The organism is Dyella flava (assembly GCF_016904955.1).
In the GTDB taxonomy this organism is placed as follows: Bacteria; Pseudomonadota; Gammaproteobacteria; order Xanthomonadales; family Rhodanobacteraceae; genus Dyella_B; species Dyella_B flava.
This window is the reverse complement of the sequence record NZ_JADIKE010000017.1, coordinates 15,065-33,638: the sequence shown is the minus strand read 5'-3', so window position 1 is coordinate 33,638 and position 18,574 is coordinate 15,065. Positions and strand designations below refer to the sequence as shown.

At 62.3% G+C, this 18,574-nt stretch carries 19 protein-coding genes; 12 read left to right on the top strand and 7 right to left on the bottom strand.

Features of this window, described 5'->3' with window-relative positions; all coding sequences use genetic code 11:
• Positions 1-189: 189 nt before the first annotated feature.
• The gene (trhA, locus tag ISP19_RS00730) at positions 190-858 is read right to left on the bottom strand and encodes a PAQR family membrane homeostasis protein TrhA (protein WP_204678500.1); all 669 of its coding nucleotides are present in this window, start codon (positions 856-858) and stop codon (positions 190-192) included.
• Between the two features lie 466 nt (positions 859-1,324).
• On the opposite strand from trhA, the gene ISP19_RS00725 reads away from it, so the two are divergent.
• Positions 1,325-1,990 carry an energy transducer TonB gene (locus tag ISP19_RS00725; RefSeq protein WP_204678498.1) on the top strand — a complete coding sequence of 222 codons (666 nt, stop codon included), beginning with the start codon at positions 1,325-1,327 and terminating at the stop codon, positions 1,988-1,990.
• A gap of 71 nt (positions 1,991-2,061) precedes the next feature.
• Here ISP19_RS00725 and ISP19_RS00720 read toward each other — a convergent pair whose 3' ends face one another.
• On the bottom strand, positions 2,062-2,346 hold the full coding sequence (locus ISP19_RS00720) for a hypothetical protein (protein ID WP_204678496.1): 285 nt from the start codon (positions 2,344-2,346) through the stop codon (positions 2,062-2,064).
• A gap of 191 nt (positions 2,347-2,537) precedes the next feature.
• Here ISP19_RS00720 and ISP19_RS00715 point away from each other — a divergent pair, with 191 nt between their 5' ends.
• The 3 genes from ISP19_RS00715 (at position 2,538) to cls (ending at position 6,427) form a co-directional block, all read left to right on the top strand.
• Positions 2,538-3,116 carry a cysteine dioxygenase gene (locus ISP19_RS00715; RefSeq protein WP_204678494.1) on the top strand — a complete coding sequence of 193 codons (579 nt, stop codon included), beginning with the start codon at positions 2,538-2,540 and terminating at the stop codon, positions 3,114-3,116.
• A 32-nt stretch (positions 3,117-3,148) separates the two neighbouring features.
• Entirely contained in the window at positions 3,149-4,516 is a 1,368-nt protein-coding gene (locus tag ISP19_RS00710; protein ID WP_204678492.1) for an FAD/NAD(P)-binding protein, read from the top strand.
• Between the two features lie 510 nt (positions 4,517-5,026).
• Positions 5,027-6,427 carry a cardiolipin synthase gene (cls, locus tag ISP19_RS00705; RefSeq protein WP_204678490.1) on the top strand — a complete coding sequence of 467 codons (1,401 nt, stop codon included), beginning with the start codon at positions 5,027-5,029 and terminating at the stop codon, positions 6,425-6,427.
• Between the two features lie 37 nt (positions 6,428-6,464).
• Here cls and ISP19_RS00700 read toward each other — a convergent pair whose 3' ends face one another.
• Positions 6,465-6,851: a hypothetical protein gene (locus ISP19_RS00700; RefSeq protein ID WP_204678488.1), complete on the bottom strand. Its 387-nt coding sequence runs from the start codon at positions 6,849-6,851 to the stop codon at positions 6,465-6,467.
• 82 nt (positions 6,852-6,933) lie between these two features.
• Between ISP19_RS00700 and pncA the strand changes: the two genes are divergently transcribed.
• On the top strand, positions 6,934-7,581 hold the full coding sequence (gene pncA, locus ISP19_RS00695) for a bifunctional nicotinamidase/pyrazinamidase (protein ID WP_204678486.1): 648 nt from the start codon (positions 6,934-6,936) through the stop codon (positions 7,579-7,581).
• 26 nt (positions 7,582-7,607) lie between these two features.
• On the opposite strand, the gene ISP19_RS00690 is transcribed toward pncA, so the two are convergent.
• Both ISP19_RS00690 and ISP19_RS00685 read right to left on the bottom strand, forming a co-directional pair.
• The gene (locus tag ISP19_RS00690) at positions 7,608-7,796 is read right to left on the bottom strand and encodes a CPXCG motif-containing cysteine-rich protein (RefSeq protein WP_204678502.1); all 189 of its coding nucleotides are present in this window, start codon (positions 7,794-7,796) and stop codon (positions 7,608-7,610) included.
• A gap of 8 nt (positions 7,797-7,804) precedes the next feature.
• Positions 7,805-8,524 (bottom strand): HAD family hydrolase, encoded by a 720-nt coding sequence (locus tag ISP19_RS00685; protein ID WP_204678477.1) that lies wholly within the window; start codon positions 8,522-8,524, stop codon positions 7,805-7,807.
• Positions 8,525-8,654: 130 nt separating this feature from the next.
• Between ISP19_RS00685 and ISP19_RS00680 the strand changes: the two genes are divergently transcribed.
• The gene (locus ISP19_RS00680) at positions 8,655-9,566 is read left to right on the top strand and encodes an ion channel (protein ID WP_204678475.1); all 912 of its coding nucleotides are present in this window, start codon (positions 8,655-8,657) and stop codon (positions 9,564-9,566) included.
• 10 nt (positions 9,567-9,576) lie between these two features.
• Here ISP19_RS00680 and ISP19_RS00675 read toward each other — a convergent pair whose 3' ends face one another.
• Positions 9,577-9,951 carry a YciI family protein gene (locus tag ISP19_RS00675; protein ID WP_204678473.1) on the bottom strand — a complete coding sequence of 125 codons (375 nt, stop codon included), beginning with the start codon at positions 9,949-9,951 and terminating at the stop codon, positions 9,577-9,579.
• Positions 9,952-10,209: 258 nt separating this feature from the next.
• Between ISP19_RS00675 and ISP19_RS00670 the strand changes: the two genes are divergently transcribed.
• The 5 genes from ISP19_RS00670 (at position 10,210) to ISP19_RS00650 (ending at position 16,573) form a co-directional block, all read left to right on the top strand.
• Positions 10,210-10,509 carry a lipid-A-disaccharide synthase N-terminal domain-containing protein gene (locus ISP19_RS00670; RefSeq protein ID WP_204678472.1) on the top strand — a complete coding sequence of 100 codons (300 nt, stop codon included), beginning with the start codon at positions 10,210-10,212 and terminating at the stop codon, positions 10,507-10,509.
• A 69-nt stretch (positions 10,510-10,578) separates the two neighbouring features.
• A complete protein-coding gene (locus ISP19_RS00665; protein ID WP_204678470.1) occupies positions 10,579-10,848 on the top strand; it encodes a lipid-A-disaccharide synthase N-terminal domain-containing protein in 270 nt (89 codons plus the stop codon).
• A 43-nt stretch (positions 10,849-10,891) separates the two neighbouring features.
• Positions 10,892-12,421, top strand: a complete 1,530-nt coding sequence (locus ISP19_RS00660; RefSeq protein WP_204678468.1) for an ArnT family glycosyltransferase — start codon at positions 10,892-10,894, stop codon at positions 12,419-12,421.
• Between the two features lies 1 nt (position 12,422).
• A complete protein-coding gene (gene asnB, locus ISP19_RS00655; RefSeq protein WP_204678465.1) occupies positions 12,423-14,312 on the top strand; it encodes an asparagine synthase (glutamine-hydrolyzing) in 1,890 nt (629 codons plus the stop codon).
• A gap of 62 nt (positions 14,313-14,374) precedes the next feature.
• Positions 14,375-16,573 (top strand): alpha-N-acetylglucosaminidase, encoded by a 2,199-nt coding sequence (locus ISP19_RS00650; RefSeq protein ID WP_204678463.1) that lies wholly within the window; start codon positions 14,375-14,377, stop codon positions 16,571-16,573.
• A 5-nt stretch (positions 16,574-16,578) separates the two neighbouring features.
• Here the strand turns inward: ISP19_RS00650 and ISP19_RS00645 are convergent, their stop codons facing one another.
• A complete protein-coding gene (locus ISP19_RS00645; protein WP_204678461.1) occupies positions 16,579-17,682 on the bottom strand; it encodes an alpha/beta hydrolase in 1,104 nt (367 codons plus the stop codon).
• Between the two features lie 220 nt (positions 17,683-17,902).
• On the opposite strand from ISP19_RS00645, the gene ISP19_RS00640 reads away from it, so the two are divergent.
• A complete protein-coding gene (locus ISP19_RS00640; protein ID WP_204678453.1) occupies positions 17,903-18,502 on the top strand; it encodes a hypothetical protein in 600 nt (199 codons plus the stop codon).
• The last annotated feature ends 72 nt before the right edge of the window (positions 18,503-18,574 follow it).

Below are 18,574 nucleotides of genomic sequence, written 5' to 3'. Positions count from 1 at the left end.
AGTTGCTTGATCACCGTGGCCACCGACAAGGTGGCCACGAGGAACTTCATGAATCCTTCTTTCTGACCTTTTGGGCGTTCGCTCGGCATGGATGCGGTATGCGGAAAGGGTTTTTCAAACATCCCGCTTTCGCGGGAATGACGACGAGGAGGTGTGGAAATGATGGCGAGGAAGTATTGTCAGACGACCTTACACCGGCGCGTAGGGCACGACGTAAAAGAACACCGCCAGAAACTGCAACGCGCTGCCGGCCAGCACAAAGAAATGCCACACCGAATGGTGATACGGCAGCTTGCGCCAGAGATAGAACGGCACACCCAGGGTGTACGCCGCCCCGCCCGCCAGCAGCAGCACCATGCCACCTGTTTGCAGATGCGCCAGCAAGGGACGGAACGCGATGATGCCGACCCAGCCCATCGCCACGTACAGCAGCACCGCAAAACGGCGATAACGCTTGAGCAAGCCCAGTTCCAGCGCGGTGCCCAGCAAGGCCAAACTCCAGATAATGCCGAACAGGCTCCAACCCCAGGTGCCGCGCAACGCGATCAAGGTGAAGGGTGTGTAGGTACCTGCGATCAGCAAGAAGATCGCGATGTGATCGAGGGTGCGCAGCACGCGCCGGGCGGATTCCGTGCGAATCGAGTGATAGAGCGTCGAGGCCGTATAAAGCGCAATCAACGACACTCCATACACTGCACTGGCCAGCACATCGCTGGCCGTGCCGTGACTGGCGGTATGCACGACCAGTGCAGCCAACCCCACGATGCTCAGCAAAATGCCGATGCCGTGGATGACGCTACTCGCGAGTTCATCACCAAAACCGTAGCGCGGCAGCGCTACCTGGGCTGGTGCGGACATGAGGACAACTCCTGGGGATACAGCCCCTCGCGGGCAAAGCCCACCTTAACCGGCCCATCTCGATTTGCCTACTTCCAGTGCGTTCTATCGCGCATCCGGTGCGTTGAAACGTTTGATGCGTTAGCGCCGCCATCGCTCTTGTCGCAAAGATGCGGCCAAGGCCTGCGTTAAAGCAGTCATCACACGGGCTGCACGCCCCCCTCAAGCCAAGTCGTGCACGATGCTCATCACGGATATCGCCTCCCCGATATCCGTGAATCCTGCAGCCCCGCACCCCTTGCGGGGTTCTTTTTTGCCCGGATCGACGAAGCATCCCCTAGGGCATGCCTTTAACGTCATTTAGACGGCTATTGCACATTCCCCAACGGCAGGCATAGGCTGAAGCCGCGCCAACCGCGATTCCCTCTGTGTCCCCGCACAGCGCGGCCAACGCAAAACAACCCATATCGCCGTCAGGAGGTCGCTTATGCCGTCCGCAAGCCTGGCTGTCGTTCGTCGTGTGCACCCGGATAAGGTGCGAATTGCCGCGCTCAGTGTAGCAATCACTCTCAACCTCACCGCCCTGTTGTTTGCCTTGCGGCCGCTGGCGCCGCAAATCGCCCACGTGATCGATACGGCAAGCGTCGACGTCCGCATCATCGAGCCGCCGCCGAAAGCACCGCCGCCGCCCGACATCGTTGTCAAACCGCTGCCCAAACCGGTACCGGTTACCGCGCCTGTGCATGTGCCGGTCGTGCATGTACAACCGGCCGTACCGCCGGTCATCACGACACCACCCACCACCGAACCATCGCAAAACAGCAAGCCGGTTCCGACGACGACGCCCGTCGTGGCGCCGCCCTCCATCGCACCAGGCGTGACATCGCTTGCCTATCGCTCATCGCCTTTGCGCTTCCCGGCGCAAGGGATTCGGGCGCGCATGGAAGGCACCGTGATGCTGCTCGTACTGGTGGACGAGAATGGCAAGCCACTCGAAGTGAAAATCGAGCAAAGCAGTGGTTATCCCCTGCTGGACAAGAGCGCGCGCGAGCAGGTGCTGTCCGGCTGGCTGTTCCAGCCTGCGGTGATCGACGGCCACACCGTGAAGGCATGGGCGCGCGTCCCGGTCAGTTTTGCGCTGCAACAGCTGTGACGCCATGCGCTTGGCTCCTGGGACCCGGCCAATATCGGCCGGGTCCTTCTACTAATAATTCGCGCTTTGCTTCAGCGCACCACGGGTGTCGCGGCGGAACGTCGTGCAAGATGCACGATCGTCCAGACCAGCCCGAACACCAGCAAAGCCGGCAAGCACAAGGGCAGCAGCGACAGGGCGATGATGGGCAACACCAGCAACATCACCAGGCCGCCGATAAACAAACCGATGGCGCCTGCCAGCAAGCTGAAAACCACATGGACCAGGCCAAAGGTCAGCTTGAAGATCAGGCCGATCACCGACCCGACGATCCACAACCCGACCACCATCATGCCTATGAGCATCAGTTCGATCATGTCCGTTCTCCGACGTCAGCTGCAGGTTCCGATGCGCCCTAACCAAGAAAGGTTTAAGGCGTGTGACAAGCATAGGCCGATGCGGTCACAGATCCATGCTTCGAAAGTCACAGTTGAAATCCATTGCCTTACGACCATTTAACGGGCGACATGCTCCACTGCGGAGCGTCTCCGGTCCGCCTACGGAACTTATGCGTACATACCGACACAGCCTCAAAGCATTACGCGATGCTGCGCTCGCGCATACGCTGGTGAAGAATCCGGATCTCGCCTCGCTTTCACGCGAGTTGGGCAGCATCATCCATCGCGATTCGCAAGCACTTGCCGATGGTCTGACGGACCTGCGGCAGCGCAATCGCGGTTTCGAACGCTGGCTGCTCGGACGCCGGGGACGCCCCGGTGTCAGCGTGCTGGTGATGGCATGGCCGCCCGGATACAGCACGCCCTCGCATGACCACTCCGGTCTGTGGGGCATCGAATTGAGCCTGTACGGTGCACTGGAAGTGGAATCGTGGTCGCGCACGTCCACTTCGGAACCATGGCAGCTACGCGGTCGCAACTGGCTCGGGCCGGGCGACGCAACATGGTTCGATGCAGACATGCACTACATGCACCGCTGCCGCAATCTTTCGCGGCAGGAAACTGCGCTGACTCTGCACGTGTACGGTGGTGATCTTGAGGATTACTCCACCTACGAGCAGGTCGAATCCGAGCCGTTCTGGCACAACCAGCCGCAACGTGCGCGGATTGCCGGTCCGCTGCGCGTCTGATATCAAGCTGTATCAACCTAGCAAGGAATGACATGTTTCGACGGGTCGCCATCATTGGCGGCGGCGCCGCAGGGGCCACGTTGCTCAGCGAATTGCTGGAACGCCCTGTAGCGCAGCCGCTGCATCTGGACTGGTACACCGGTGGCGGCATACCCGGCCGCGGCGTGGCTTACGGCACACGCTCGGAACGTCATCTGCTGAACGTACGCGCTGCCTCCATGGGCATGTTCGCCAGCCGGCCCGGTGGCTTTCTGGAATACATGCAAAAGCTAGATCCCACCATCGCGGGCACCGACTTCCTGCCCCGATGTTGGTACGGCGATTACCTCGAAGCCGAAACCGCCAGCGCCCTGACGCGCGCCAAGGAAAACGGCCACGACATCCGCATCGTGCCGCATGAAGTCGATGCCGTGGTACCCGAGAACGATGGCGTCACCCTGTTCCAGAGCGAATCCACCACGCGCGTCGAAGCGGCCGTACTGGCACTCGGCGCACTCACGCCACGCCCGCTGCCTGGTGTCGATGAGGCGGCGCTCTCCAGCGGCCGCTATGTCACCCTGCCATGGCAGCTGCTGGCGGATGCAAAATCCGACACGCAGCCGCATAACGTGCTGGTGATCGGGCTGGGCCTGACCGCGGTCGATGTCATCATCGAACTCGCTGCCAAGTGGCCGAATGCGCGCTTCACCGCCATTTCGCGGCATGGCGTGCTGCCGGAAGTCCACCAGTCCCGCGCCGCGCTGCCCTTCGAAGACAGTGATGAATTGATCGAGTCGATGCGCGATGCGCCCGATATCCGCACCTGGATCCATCTGCTGCGCGATGCCATCACGCATACCAACGACTGGCGCCGGGTTGTCGACTGTCTGCGCCCGCATACGCCTACGCTATGGGGTCTGCTTCCGCATAATGATCGCGCCCGCTTTCTGCGGCATGCGCGCTGGGCCTGGGAGCGTGCACGCCATCGCCTGCCGCCACAGGTCGCCAAGAACATCGAGGCACTGGAAAAGGAAGGGCGCCTGCATCGCCTGCGCGGTCACATGCACAGCGTGACACCCTCCGATCACGGCTTGCAGATGACCTACCTGCCGAAAGGCGAACATGCCGAACGCACGCTCGACGCCGACCTGATTGTCCAGAGTGTCGGACTGGAAACCGACGTCCGCCGCACGCAGCACGTCTTGTTGCAGCAGATGATGACCAACGGCCACATCCGCTCTGATCCTTTCGGCCTGGGCATCCATGCCACGTCCGATGGCCGGGTCATCCACAACGACCACGCATGGCCGCGGCTATTCGCGATTGGCAGCATGTTGCGCGGAACACTGTGGGAATCCACCGCCATGCCGGAAATCCGCCAGCAAGCGCGGCAATTGGCGGATCAGTTGTTGGCGGGTTGATGAGGCTGCGTGGGGTGGGTGGGGTTTGAAGCCCAGCTGCGGGGGCTGAGGGTTGCGCACATTTTTGCTCGGCAACCCTAACAAAACTGGGAAGTTATCCAAGTCGTCCCCGATTTTTCAAACCGCCTTACCGTCGTCCCGGCGAAGGCCGGGCGGAGTGCGAAGCACGGAGAACGTCCGAAGGACGGCCCCGAAGGGGTGAGCAAAGCGAATCACGCAGCGTCTTTGCTGCCCCCAAGTCACTGGGTCCCGGCCTTCCTCGCTCCTCAAAGCAGGGCACATCCATGTGCCCTCCCCACGTGCGGCGGGACGACGAGCAAAAAGCGTGGGGAACGTCAGGGCCGGGAGAGCGCGAACAATCTTGCAATAGAGAGATTCGAAGCCGGCTTCGATTAAGCTCTTTCGCGAGGCCGCCCCCTCACCTCAATCCTCTCTCCCACGGGGACTACCTTCGGGTCGCCCAAAGGGGCGAGGAGGCGAACGCAAAAGGCGCATTCCTTAAACGTGACCATGAGCATTCCGCAGCTTCTCACCTTGCTTGCCATGCTCCTGCATATCGCAGGCATTCTCGCCGCGATGCATGCGGTGATGCATACGCGCACGCCGCAAGGCGCGTTTGCCTGGGCACTCGGTTTGGCGCTGCTGCCTTACGTCACCCTGATTCCCTACCTGTATCTCGGACGCAGCCATTTCCGCGGTTACGTCACCCTGCACCGCGCGCACCGGCAACGGCTGTCACAGGCTTCGCTGCGTGGCGAGCAAGGAGGGGTACCGGAGGAATGTGCGCAATACGCCGCGCTGAGCCAGATGCTCGGCAACAACTTCCACGCCGGTCAGCAACTGCAGCTGCTGATCAATGGCGAGGCCGCTTTCGAAGCGATTTTCCACGCTATCGCCCAAGCCGAACATTGCATCCTGATCCAGTTCTTCATCTTCCACGATGACGCGCTCGGCCGGCGCATGCAGCAGGCCTTGCTGGAACGCGCCGCAGCGGGGGTAAAGGTGTTCGCGCTGTTCGATGGCATCGGCAGTCACGCCTTGCCCAGGCATTACGTCGAGACGCTGCGGCATGGCGGCGTGGCCATCTATCCGTTCGCGACCCAGCGGTACAGCAACCGTTTCAAGCTCAACTTCCGCAATCACCGCAAGATCGTGGTGGTCGACGGCTGGCTGGGTTTTCTCGGCGGCCTGAATGTCGGCGACGAATACCTCGGCCTGAAGCCACCGCTGGCGCCGTGGCGCGATACGCATCTGCAAATGAGCGGCCCGGCCGTGCTCGACCTGCAACGCAGCTTCGCCGTGGACTGGCACTGGGTGACCGGCGAACTGCCGCCGATCATGCCGCCGCGGCTTGCGCAGGGTGAGGCCTATTCGCTGATTGCCGCCACCGGGCCGGCCGATCCGCAGGAAAGCTGCTCGCTGTACTTCACCGTGGTGATCAATGCCGCACGCAAACGGCTATGGCTGACCACGCCGTATTTCGTACCCGATCAGGCAGTGATGTCGGCGCTGCGCCTGGCCGTGATGCGCGGCGTCGATGTGCGGGTGTTGATTCCGGTCCGGCCGGATCATCGCACGGTCTTTCTTGCCTCTACGCTGCATGCCTACGATGCGATCAACGCGGGCATCCGCATCTACCGCTACCAGCCGGGTTTCGTGCACCAGAAGGTCATCCTGATTGACGACGAGAGTGCAAGTATCGGCAGCATGAATCTGGACAACCGCTCGTTCCGGCTCAATTTCGAGATCGGCGCGTTGAATGTGGATCGTGCCTTTGCGCTGGACGTCGAGCGCATGCTGGTCGCAGATTTCGCCCTCGCGGTGGAAGTGACGCGCGATGAATACCGCAAGGCGGCTTATCTACGCCGCCTTGCCATGCACGTCGCGCGCTTGTTCGATCCGATTCTGTGAGCTCGTCAGGGCTGCTTTTCGTTGCCGATGCGGGCGGTCAATCTTCACCGCGCAGCATGCGCCGCCAGTCACCGCCAAGCACGATCCAACCCACGCCGGCACCCACCATCGCACCGATCAACTCGCAAAATACGCGCGTTCCGATGTTGTCGGGATCATGTACCTGGGCCAGCTTGGCCTTGAGCAGATCTATCGATTGGAGCTGGCCGTAGTTGAAATAAAACAGATCCCACATATCTCCGGTGGCGGTCAGCAACAGCGCCAGCAGAAAAGCGATCGAGATTTTTTTCAACGGACTCCAGCCTTGCTGGCGCGCAATGGCATGGGCGATCAGGTACAGCAGGAAAGCCGCCACCGCGGTGATCCCGCCGGCTTCAAGGCCACCCACAAAGCCATAGCCCATCCACGATTGGTCGTAATGCATCGTTAATCTGTCCGAGTCGCCGAGGCTTGCATTATGCCGTCGATTGGCAGTGGAATCTTGCGCTTCTTCACGAGTGTTTCCCATGCAAAATCATGCCGCCCTGATCCTTGTCGATGTGCAGCCGGATTTCATGCCGGGCGGCGCCCTGGCCTGCCATGAAGGCGACGCGATCGTGCCAGGCATCGACCGCCTGCTCCGCCGCCGCCTGTTCAAGCAAACCGTCGCCACCCAGGATTGGCACCCACGGGGGCACATCTCCTTCGCCAGCATGCATGCGGGCACGGCGCCGTTTCAGCAGATCCCGCTCTACGGCCACCCGCAAACGCTATGGCCGGATCATTGCGTGCAAGACACCCCGGGCGCCGCGCTACACCCGGCCATCGACTGGTCGCCGGTCGACCTGATCCTGCGCAAGGGCAGCGATCCACAGGTGGATTCCTATAGCGGCTTTCGCGAAAACCATGGCCCGGATGGCAGCCGCCCCAGCACCGGGCTGGCCGGCTGGTTGCGCGAGCGCGGTGTCGAGGAAATCTATGTCGCGGGCCTGGCACGCGATGTGTGCGTGTTGTGGACGGTGCAGGATGCGCAGTCGGCGGGTTTCCGGGCGCATGTGCTGTGGGATCTGACGCGCCCGGTGACGCCGGAGACGGATGCGGCTACGCGGGCGACGCTGGTGGCTGCGGGCATCGGCATGGTTGAAAGTGCCGAACTGCTCGCCGCTCGTTCCTAGGGCCTGTTAACACTAGCCCCTCTCCATCAGGCCTCATCTTCGCCCGACACGCTCACTCGCACCTGTTCATCCGCGTCGATCCACACCTCGATGCTGATCGGCCGGCAGCACACCTGGCAGTCTTCGATATAGCGCTGGTCACCCGCTGATGCGTCGACCACGATGTCGATGCGCTCGCCGCAATACGGGCACTGGATATGGCGCGTGACAAGCATCGGATCCATCAGGATGCCGCCCGCCCGGCCAGCGCTTCGATGGCGGCGGGAATGCCGGAAGGCTCCGCCACGGTGAGCATGCGCGGTGCGTCGGCTTCGCCCAGGCCGTTTTCCAGTTCGTGCTCCCAGGTGACGTGGTAAGGCATGTGCACGCCCCACCCGCCCAGGCGGATCACCGGTTCGATGTCCGAGCGCAGCGAGTTGCCGACCATCGCGAATTGCCCCGGCTCCAGTGCAAATTCGGCCAGCACGCGGCGATAGGTCGCCGTGTCCTTTTCCGAGACGATCTCGATCCGGCGAAACAGCTCCGCCATGCCTGACTGCGCCACTTTCTTTTCCTGGTGAAACAGATCGCCCTTGGTGATCAGCACCACGTCATGCCGTTCGGCCACGGCGGCCACCGCCTCGCGCACCCTCGGCAGCAGTTCCACCGGATGCTGCAAGACGGTCTTGCCCACCTCCACCAGTTGATGGATATCGGCGGCGGAGATGCGGCCCTCGGTGACCGCAATGGCCGTTTCCACCATCGACAGCGTCATGCCCTTGGCGCCGTAGCCGAACAGCTTCAGGTTGCGCCGCTCGGTCGCCAGCATGCTGGCCTGCACCTGCGCGTCGCCGACGTCGACATAACGGCCGATGATGGAGGTGAATTGGGTGCTGGCTTCGCGGTAATACCCCTCGCTGTGCCACAGCGTATCGTCGCCGTCGAAACCGATGAGCTTGAGCATAAAACGCGTTACCTATTTCGGTGGGCAAACAAGCTTACGCCGGTTGCCGGCCGCCTGCAGTGGTCGCTTTGTTGCGCAGCGCGAGCGCTACAATTCTTCCATGACGCGAAAGATCCAGGAGTCGTAGCGCATGGCCAAACCAACCTCGCCGCTCTGGCGGCGAAAATCACACATTGTGCAGATGGGCGGCCGGCCGTTCGTGTCGGTAGGGCTGCAACAGCGCATGTGGGACGACTTTTACCACCGCGCGCTGACCGTCACCTGGCCGGTATTCTTTGGCCTTGCCACCAGCGTGTTCCTGATGTTCAACGCGCTCTTCGCGATGATCTACCAGGTCGATCCAACCGGTATCGCCAACCAGTATCCCAAAGGCCTGGCAGGCGCGTTTTTCTTCAGCGTGGAAACCCTGGCCACGGTCGGCTACGGCGACATGCATCCGCAATCGATCTACACGCATGTCGTGGCGACGGCGGAAATCATCCTCGGCATGGGCAATATCGCCGTCGTCACCGGCCTGATCTTCGCGCGCTTCTCGCGCCCGCGCGCCAAGATCCTGTTCGGCAGCCACCCGGTGGTGCGCTTGATCGACGGCAAGCAGACGCTGATGATGCGTGCCGCCAACATGCGCCTGAACCTGATTGCACAGGCATCGGCGCAACTGCATCTGCTGCGGCAGCACGCTACGCCGGAAGGTTTCCATCTGCGCCGTATCGAAGACATGAAGCTGGTGCGCAACGAGCACCCCATCTTCATGCTCACATGGAACATCATGCATGTGATCGACGAAGACAGCCCACTCTACGGCATCTCGCCGGAAAGCCTGGAAGCCAGCGAAGCGGCGCTGCTATTGACCATCGAGGGCATCGACGAAACCACCTCGCAGTCGATGCTGGCCCGCCACCAGTGGAGCATCAAGGAGGTGCGCTGGAACCACCGTTACCGCGACCTGGTGCGTCGCGACGAAAACGGCATCTACGTGATCGACTATTCCATCTTCGATGACGTCCTGCCGCTGGACGAAGAACGGCAGGACACCATGTAGCGCTACGCGGCTACGCGCCCACGCGCAGCCGTTCCGCCTCGATATCGTGCACAGGGCGCACTTCAATGCAGCCGGTCGCCGCCCATGGAAAACTCTGGGCAATGCGCACGGCTTCATCGATGTCCGCGGCCTCGATCAGGTTGAACCCGCCAAGGTATTCGCGCGTTTCCGCAAACGGGCCGTCGATGATGGTGGTGCGGTTGTTGCGCACACGGATGGTCTTGGTTTCGGCCGGTGGCTGCAGTTGCATGGAATGCAGCAGATGGCCTTCGGCGCGCAGCTCATCGGCATGCTTGAAACAGCCATGCATCATGGTGTCGTACTGACCCGCCGGCAGCGCATTCAGCAGCGTGTCGTCGTTGTAGATCATGACCAGGAATTTCATGAGGTTCTCGCTTGATCGCGTAGTGCCGTCGACAGCAGCCAAAGACTAGGTCACCAAAGGGACCGGAATCCATAGACCGATGGCAGGCCCCCTCTCCGGGGAAGCGTCCGGGTGAGCCATCGAGGCCTGCCAGAAGCCCCATGAAAGCCGCATTACAAGACCCATCGGGTATTGGCAAGCTCGCTTAGCAGCCCCCCATGTCATAAAGTTCGCCTTTGGATTTGCGATCCTGTACGTCTAGGCCCTCGAGTAACGCGAATGGGAATGTTTAACAACGGCTGGCTGGTATTTGGCCTGGTCGGCCAGATCATTTTTACCGCCCGCTTCCTGCTGCAGTGGCTCTACAGCGAGTATCAGCGGCGCAGCGTCATCCCCATGGTGTTCTGGTACACCAGCGTCACCGGCGGGCTGATTCTGTTTTGCTATGCCTGCCATAAGGAAGACCCGGTATTTATTACAGGGCAGACCGGAGGCTTGCTGATCTACCTGCGCAATCTCCAGCTGCGTTTGCGTGAAAAGAAGGAGCTCGCACGTGGCTCCTCGCCTTCCGCGACCTAGGGCCTGACACTCCATGTCGCAAGCTTTGCGTAAGCAAGCCTTCATGCCGCGTCGCCGCGAGAGGAACGTATGACCTTGGATTCCATGTGGGTAGGCGCCGGTCTGGCCGGGCAAGCGCTGTTTGGCGCCCGCTTTCTGGTGCAATGGCTGTATAGCGAAGCGCGCGGTAAAAGCGTGATTCCCGGTGTGTTCTGGTATTTGAGCGTGGCGGGCGGCGTCGTTCTGCTCAGCTATGCGATCCACCGGCGTGAACCGGTCTTCATCATCGGCGAGTCGGTCACCCTGCTGATCTTCCTGCGCAATCTGCAGATGCTGCACAAACGAACCGATCCAGGTTGACCGTCAGCAGCAAGCCCCTTCGTTTCCGTCCTCGGATTTCTCCATGCCGCATGACCGTATCCGCGAACTTCACTCGCGGCCTCAACCTGCATCCTCAACCACCCGGGCACTGCTCTGGCTGATCTGCCTGGGCCTGTTGCTGGGCTTTGCCTTCCAGGGCACGCGCGGCCTGTGGGGGCCGGATGAAGGGCGCTATGTCGACGCCTCGCTGCAGATGCTCGATACCGGCGACTACCTCACCCCCGGCTACAGCCCGGACGAGGTGAATTTCTCCAAGCCGCCAACCACCTACTGGGTTATCGCGGCCGCCATCAAGCTGGGTGGCCGCAATGCCTGGGCGACACGCACGCCCTACGCGCTGGCGTTCCTGCTGACCATGCTGGCCTTGTACGGCATGGGCAAGCGTCTGATCCCGGACAAGCCCTGGCTGCCCGGCCTGGTCTACGCCTTGTCTGCGTTTCCGTTCGTCACCGGCAACATCATCAGCACCGATGTCTTCCTGACCCTGTGCGAAGCGATCGCGATGCTCGGCTTCGTACTGGCGGCCTTCGGCAACGAGCCGCGCCCGGCCAAGCGCTACGTACTGCTGATGTGGCTGGGCTGGGGACTGGCCTTCCTCACCAAGGGGCCGCCCGGGTTGCTGCCGCTGGTGGCGATCATTCCCTTTATCGTCAGCCGCGATGGCTGGCGTGGCCTGGGGCGCTTCTTCATCCCCAGCGGCCTGATCCTGTTCCTGGCCATCGGTGGTTCCTGGTACGCGATCGTGATGCTGCGCAATCCCTGGCTGCCGCATTATTTCCTGCACCAGGAGGTCTACAACCGCCTGTTTACCGGTGCGCAGCGCCGGCATGCCGGCGCATGGGGCTGGGTGCTGATTTACCTGCCGACCCTGGTGCTTGGCGCCCTGCCCTGGTGGCTGAGCATCGGGCGCGGTATCCGTTCGGCCCCGTCGATCCGGCAGTGGAAAGCGTGGCGGGCCCAGCATCCGGTCGAATATTTCCTGGCGCTGTGGTTCCTGCTGCCCTTCGCGGTATTCTGTCTGGCCCAATCCCGCTTGCCGCTGTACCTGTTGCCGCTGTTCCTGCCCCTTTCCCTGCTGGTGGCACTGGAACTTCGTCCCCATATCGATCTTCACCGCACCAGGCATCGGCTCTGGTTAGTGATCTGGGTAGTTGCCTTGCTGTTGCTCAAAGCCAGTGTTGCCTATTTTATGCATCCATCGAACGACAATCGGCTTATCGCGCAACAGCTGGGCGAGCAGACTCCGCCGGACAGCTATGCGTCGATGGTCTTCATCGAGAATACCGCCGAGGACTATACGATTGAGGAAGAGACCCCTTGGGGCTTGCGGATGTACATGAACAAGCCGATCTACGGCATTCCCTTCCGCGCAACGCAGGCCGATACGGCGCTTTGCCATGCCTTGCATAGCTGGCCGACGTCGCTGGTGGTGATCGACTCATACATTCCCGCGGAAGAGGTCATACCAAAGCTGGAAGCCTGCCACGTGAGCAGCGTCACCCGCGTCGGCACCAACTGGCGCAAACGCGTACTGGAACGGGTCGAGCGCTGATATGTGCGGGATCTGCGGCATATGGCAGCGCGATGCAGGCAGGCCGGTTGCGCACGCCGCGCAGAAAACCCGCACCATGCTGCACGCCATGTCGCATCGCGGGCCGCACGGCGATGCCTTCGCCACCCGCGAACATCTGTCCATGGCCAGCAATCGCCTGGCCATTCGCGGCGTGGATCAGCACCAGCCGCCGCTGATCGAGCACGAGGCCGGCATCATCGTCGCCTGCAACGGCGAAATCGATAATCACCGCAGCTTGCGCCAGTCGCTGGCGGAAGCCGGCCATCACATCACGCTCAGCACGGATGTCGCGGTGATCGCACCGCTCTATCTCGAAAAAGGGCTGGACTTTCTTGAGCACCTGCAAGGTGTGTTTGCGCTGGCCCTGTGGGACAGCCGCACGCAGCGGCTGATCCTGGCGCGGGACCGCGCAGGCGAGCGCCACCTCTATTACGCCAAGACGGACAACGCGATCTATTTCGCCTCGGAGCTGGCGTCGCTGCTGACCGCGCGCGCCGGCACGCAACTCGACAAAGACGGCGTCGCCCGCTACCTGCGCTCCGGCTATTGCGCAGCGCCGGGCAGTTTGGTGAAAGACCACTACAAGGTCCGCCCCGGCGAGATGGTCGTGTTCGAGGGCGCAAGCACGCGGCATATGCGCTACTGGGATTTTCCAACCGAAAAGCCCGCCAAACAGGCACCGCCGCCGGCCTCGTTCGATCCGGTATTTCGCAATGCGGTATTCCGCCAAAGCGATATCGATGTCGACTACGGCGTCTTGCTCAGCGGCGGTGTCGACTCCGCCCTGATGACCGCCGTGGCGCGCGACCTGCGTCCTGAAAAGAAGATTTCGGCGTACTGCATTCGCTTTGCCGAATCCTCGTTCGACGAAGGCCAGTACGCCGCCGAGATGGCCCAGCAGCTTGGCTGCGATTTCGTGCCGGTCACGGTGTCGGCCGGCGATGTCCCCGGCATGCTGCACGAGCTGGTGACATCCACCGGCGAACCGCTGGCCGATCCGGCCTGGATACCGCTATCGATGGTGACCCGCCGTGCATCACAGGATGTGCGTGTGCTGCTCGCTGGCGAAGGCGCGGATGAGTTGTTTGGCGGTTATCCCACCTACCTGGGCGCGCGCTGGTCAGGGCATTACGCGCGGCTGCCCAAATCGTTGCGTGCCTTGTCGCAAAATTTGATCGAAAAGCTGCCCACCAGCGACAAGAAAGTCACCCTGTCCTTCCTGCTCAAGCGCTTTATTCGCGGCCAGGAACTCGATGGACTGGCCCGTCACTTGCTGTGGACCGCGAGCATCGGGCCTGACTGGCTGCGTCGGCTTGGCATCACGCCACCCACCGATAACACCGCGCACGATCCGAGCCGCTTGATCGATGCACTGCAACGCTTCGATTTCAACCACTCGCTGCCGGACGCGCTGATGGCCAAGGCGGATCGCGGCGGCATGCTGCACGGCGTGGAAATCCGCGCACCGTTCCTGGACCAGTCCGTGATCGAGTTTGCCGCGACCTTGCCGTTGGATGCACGCGTGCATGGCCTGACCACCAAGGCATTTCTGAAACAGTACGCACAGCAGTATCTGCCCAAATCCGTGGTGACCCGCCGCAAGCGCGGCCTGTCCGTGCCGCTCGCCACCTGGCTGCGCGAACCGCTGCATGGCTGGGCGCAATCGCGCCTTTCCAGCGCCACGCTGGCCAATGTCGGCATCAATACCGACGCGGCGCTGGAGCTGCTGGCCGAACATCAGGCACGACTGAGTGACCATTCGCGTGCCATCTGGACGCTGATCGTGATGAGCGAGTGGCTGATGTGGTTTTCACGCTTCCGCAGCGAAGCGACGACCGAAGCGGTCAAGGTGTATAGCGACGGGGTTTGACGTTTTGGCATCGGCGTGGTTTACCTGATGCCCTCGCCAAACCATTGACTTGGGAATACCCCATGCGCCGATCCACTGCATCGATCTGGCTGGCAAGTCTGCTATGGCTTGCCTGGAGTTCAGCCGTCTGTGCCGCGGATGCTGCGAGTTTCGACACCCGTCCCGAACACGCCGTGCTTGAACGCCTGCTGCCGCATCAGGCAGCCCAGCTCGAGCTGGGCACGCTTGCGCCCCGAGAAGGTCACGAGCGTTTCCGCATTTCCAGCGCGCAGGGCCATATCAAGGTCGAAGGCAGCACGCCCAGCGCCTTGTTGTTCGGCGTCAACTGGTACCTCAAATACATCGCCCACGTGCAGATTTCGCCCAACGGCGACCGTGTCGGCACGCAGCCCTTTCCTTTGCCCACCGCCACGATCGAACGGGAAACGCCTTACGCGTATCGCTATGCACTGAACGAAAACGTCGACGGCTACACCGCGCCCTATTGGGATTGGCCGCGCTGGCAGCGGGAAATCGATGTGCTGGCGCTCTCCGGCATCAATGCCGTGCTGGTCGAACGCGGCATGGACAGCGTGCTTTACCAGACCTTCCGCGACGTCGGCTATTCGGACGACGAGATCCGTCAGTGGATCACCCAGCCCGCTCATCAGAACTGGGAATTGATGGGCAATATGTGCTGCTTCAACGGACCGATCAGCAGCAGCCTGATGCAGAAGCGCGCCGCTTCGGCGCAGAAGATCGTCGCGCGGCTGCGCGAACTGGGCATCACGCCGGTGCTGCCAGGCTTCTACGGCATCGTACCTGCCGATTTCCAGAAGAAATTTCCGCATGCGCATGTGGTGCCACAAGGTGAATGGGCCGGTTTTACCCGGCCGGGCTGGCTCGATCCACGCGACCTGATGTTCGCCAGGCTCGCCGCCGCGTTTTATAAACATCAGCGCGCGCTGTTCGGCGACAGCAGCGTCTACGACATGGAAGTGTTCCAGGAAGGCGGCGACTCCGGCGACGTGCCCGTGCCCGAGGCCGCGCGAGATGTGCAGAACGCCTTGCTGGCCGCACATCCCGGCGCACGCTGGATGATGCTGGCCTGGCAAGGCAATCCGCGCCAGGATCTGCTGACCGGCGTCGATCGCCAGCATCTGCTGATCATCGATATCGATCACGACCGCGTGCCGCGCGATAACCGCCAGAAAGATTTCCAGAATGCACCGTTCCTGTTCGGCGGCATCTGGGAATTCGGCGGACGCACCACGCTGGGCGCCAACACCCGCAACATCACCGAGCGTTTGCAACGCCTTGGCCGCACAAACAGCAACATGGTCGGCACCGCCGTCTTTACCGAAGGCATGGACACCAATCCGTTCGCGTTCGACCTGTTCACTGAAATGGCCTGGCGCAGCGAGCCGGTCGATACCGCGCAATGGTCGGCCGATTACGTGCAACGCCGCTACGGCGCCGCCGATCCGCATGCGCTGGCGGCGTGGAAAGTCCTGTTGAACACGGCCTACGACATTCGCATCGATGCGGTGGTGTTCAACAGCGAACGCGACGCCGCTCAGGAATCGCTGTTCAACGCGCAACCCAGCCTCGACGCCAACCGCGCGTCGAACTGGTCGCCCGAAGCGATGCGCTACAGCGCGGAAGCTTTCAAGCAGGCCTTGCCCGAGCTGCTGCAAGTCGCGCCAGCCTTACGCGAGAGCGAAACCTATCAATACGATCTGGTCGATGTCGCCCGGCAGACCCTGGCCAACGAAAGCCGGCTGCTGCTACCGCAAATCAAAGCCGCTTACGACAGCAAGGACCGTGCGCAATTCGAGGCGCTGACCCGGCGCTGGTTGCAGTTGATGGACCTGCAAGACGAACTGCTTGCCACCAATCGCTTCTTCCTGGTCGGCAGCTGGCTCGCGCAAGTCGATGCCTGGGCCGCCACGCCCGAGGAACGCACGCGGCTGGACTATGACGCGCGCTCCATCCTCACCACCTGGGGCGACCGCAAGGCGAGTGAAGGCGCCAGCCTGCACGACTACGGCAACAAGGACTGGGCCGGCCTGACCCGCGACTATTACCGCCTGCGCTGGGAAACCTATTTCAACGCGCTGGATCAGACCTTGCGCACCGGCGTCGCGGCCAAGCCGATCGACTGGTTCGCGATGGGTGATGCGTGGAACCACGGCAGCGTGCGCTATCCGGAGCAACCCACCGGCGATGCCTACACCATCGCGTCACTGGTCGCGCAGGCGCTTCGGCTGCGCCAGCCTTGAGCTGATCAAGGATCCTTGTCGGCCAGAAACGCGCTGACCGCATCAAGCAGCTGTTCGCGGCCATGTTGCGGGCGATCCAGATGCACAAAATGCGTGGCGTTCGGCAAGTCGAGCAAATGCACGCTGCGCGCATGCACGGCATCGTGCTGGAAGGCCAGGCCATCTTCCGGGCGGCTCCAGAAATCATCCAGCTGCGCGTGCACGATCAGCACGCGTCCTGTGATGGACGACGCGTCAAACAGCTGCCGTCCTTCCGACTGATAGAAGCTGTCTTCGATCGCACCCAGTGGCGCACGAAAACTTGGCGGCCGATGTGTGTACGCGGCCGGATCGCTGTCCAGCGCGGCTTTGGCGTAGGCCGCCGCCAGCGCGGGATCGCGCCACGCGTTTTTATCCGCCACCGGAATCGTGCGATCCCAGGCGGGAAATAGCGATGCCACGGTATACAGCGCGTAGCCGCCCGTGCCCGGCGCCAACCGATCCGGATGCGCCGGATCGCTGGTCGCGGTGCCGCGTCCCAACACGGCATGGGCCGCCAGTTTGGACGAACCGCCGTACAAGGCATTGAGCATGATCAGATGACTGACCTGCTGCGGATAAAGCGAAGCGTAGTAAGCCGCCCACATGCCACCGGTTGCCCAGCCAAACAACGCCACCTGCTTGGCGCCGCTGCGCCGCATCGCCTCGCTGGCGACCGCATCGATATCCCGCACGACTTCGTAGGCACGCGATAGCGGCAAGCTGGCGGAAGGCGGTTGGTCCATCGCGGCGGGACGATCCGATCCGCCATAACCGCGTGCATCCATCACATACACCGGGCGGCCGGTACGCAAAGCGAGGTCCGCCGCCAACGAACCGTGCGGCACCGGCAAGTCGAACGAGGCGATGCCCGGCACGCGTGCGCCATGAATCAGGATCAGCGGCTCTGCATTGGTCACCGCCGGTCCGGTCACTTCACGCACGTGAATGTGCACGCCATCCCATGTCATCACGCGAAAATCTTCGCGCTTGATGCTGTTCCCGGCGGCGGCGACGCATGTCACGGCAAAGAGCGCCAGAACACCGACAAGCGCCAGATATCCGTCACGTAATAAGTGAACGCGATGCATCGGCCACGCCTCCGTGGATAGCTGCCGCCCATGTCGCTCCGGCGCACCTGCGCCAGCACCTGCCACAAGTCACAGGAGCGGGTTTTGCCGACTGTACAAGGCTAAGCGTGCGCGGTCCGCGATCCGACTGAAGTTTTTTCCAGACCCGCCGATAGCCTTTACGGACCGGCCTGTCGTGGCGCCCATCCCGCGCCCCGCAAGGCCTTCGCCGGAGACTTGCATGATCAGCACGCGCCCGAATCTCACCTATCTCAAAGCCGCCTGGGCGGCGCACGCCGGCATCAGCGCGGAAAACTGCAAGCAGAGCTATGACGATGCGGGCATTACGTTCGAACGCGTGAATCATTCCTGGATCGTGCGCAAGGACAACACCCTGGTGTCCACCATGCCGCTGCGTTACACCCGGCATGAGTTGCGCATGGGCTTTCTGGGCCGGATCGAGATGGAAGCGCGCAAAGCCGCGGCGGAGATGGAAGGCGGCCTGCTGCGTGATCTGAACCTCCCCGAAGACCACGGCATGATCGTGGAACTGGAGGAAGCCATGCGCCACCTGCGCCGTCGCGGCAGCCGAGCGCTGACGATCCTGGTCGGGCCGAGCGTGCTGACGGCGACCGCCGAACAGGTGTACGCAGAAATACGTGTATTCCTGGATGCGCCGCGCGCCTGCCTGTATGCGCATCGCCGTGGTGCCGACCTGCTGGCGAACGCATCCAAGCGGCAGCGGCATCCGCGCGCAGGGACATATGGCGAGCTGGCCAGTCAGGTTGCCGCCACCATCAACCAGGCATTTAGCGAAGCATTCCTGACGGAAGCGGCCTGACGCTTCGAGACTCGCCGGTGGCGCGGGCCGCGCTACCGATCCCATGCGGCGCTTCAGGCAGTCATGGCAGTC

What these genes read in the sequence shown, in the direction of transcription:
- trhA (WP_204678500.1), bottom strand. Translation starts at nt 858, where the DNA reads ATGTCCGCACCAGCCCAGGTAGCGCTGCCGCGCTACGGTTTTGGTGAT.
- ISP19_RS00725 (WP_204678498.1), top strand. Translation starts at nt 1,325, where the DNA reads ATGCCGTCCGCAAGCCTGGCTGTCGTTCGTCGTGTGCACCCGGATAAG.
- ISP19_RS00720 (WP_204678496.1), bottom strand. Translation starts at nt 2,346, where the DNA reads ATGATCGAACTGATGCTCATAGGCATGATGGTGGTCGGGTTGTGGATC.
- ISP19_RS00715 (WP_204678494.1), top strand. Translation starts at nt 2,538, where the DNA reads ATGCGTACATACCGACACAGCCTCAAAGCATTACGCGATGCTGCGCTC.
- ISP19_RS00710 (WP_204678492.1), top strand. Translation starts at nt 3,149, where the DNA reads ATGTTTCGACGGGTCGCCATCATTGGCGGCGGCGCCGCAGGGGCCACG.
- cls (WP_204678490.1), top strand. Translation starts at nt 5,027, where the DNA reads ATGAGCATTCCGCAGCTTCTCACCTTGCTTGCCATGCTCCTGCATATC.
- ISP19_RS00700 (WP_204678488.1), bottom strand. Translation starts at nt 6,851, where the DNA reads ATGCATTACGACCAATCGTGGATGGGCTATGGCTTTGTGGGTGGCCTT.
- pncA (WP_204678486.1), top strand. Translation starts at nt 6,934, where the DNA reads ATGCAAAATCATGCCGCCCTGATCCTTGTCGATGTGCAGCCGGATTTC.
- ISP19_RS00690 (WP_204678502.1), bottom strand. Translation starts at nt 7,796, where the DNA reads ATGCTTGTCACGCGCCATATCCAGTGCCCGTATTGCGGCGAGCGCATC.
- ISP19_RS00685 (WP_204678477.1), bottom strand. Translation starts at nt 8,524, where the DNA reads ATGCTCAAGCTCATCGGTTTCGACGGCGACGATACGCTGTGGCACAGC.
- ISP19_RS00680 (WP_204678475.1), top strand. Translation starts at nt 8,655, where the DNA reads ATGGCCAAACCAACCTCGCCGCTCTGGCGGCGAAAATCACACATTGTG.
- ISP19_RS00675 (WP_204678473.1), bottom strand. Translation starts at nt 9,951, where the DNA reads ATGAAATTCCTGGTCATGATCTACAACGACGACACGCTGCTGAATGCG.
- ISP19_RS00670 (WP_204678472.1), top strand. Translation starts at nt 10,210, where the DNA reads ATGGGAATGTTTAACAACGGCTGGCTGGTATTTGGCCTGGTCGGCCAG.
- ISP19_RS00665 (WP_204678470.1), top strand. Translation starts at nt 10,579, where the DNA reads ATGACCTTGGATTCCATGTGGGTAGGCGCCGGTCTGGCCGGGCAAGCG.
- ISP19_RS00660 (WP_204678468.1), top strand. Translation starts at nt 10,892, where the DNA reads ATGCCGCATGACCGTATCCGCGAACTTCACTCGCGGCCTCAACCTGCA.
- asnB (WP_204678465.1), top strand. Translation starts at nt 12,423, where the DNA reads ATGTGCGGGATCTGCGGCATATGGCAGCGCGATGCAGGCAGGCCGGTT.
- ISP19_RS00650 (WP_204678463.1), top strand. Translation starts at nt 14,375, where the DNA reads ATGCGCCGATCCACTGCATCGATCTGGCTGGCAAGTCTGCTATGGCTT.
- ISP19_RS00645 (WP_204678461.1), bottom strand. Translation starts at nt 17,682, where the DNA reads ATGCATCGCGTTCACTTATTACGTGACGGATATCTGGCGCTTGTCGGT.
- ISP19_RS00640 (WP_204678453.1), top strand. Translation starts at nt 17,903, where the DNA reads ATGATCAGCACGCGCCCGAATCTCACCTATCTCAAAGCCGCCTGGGCG.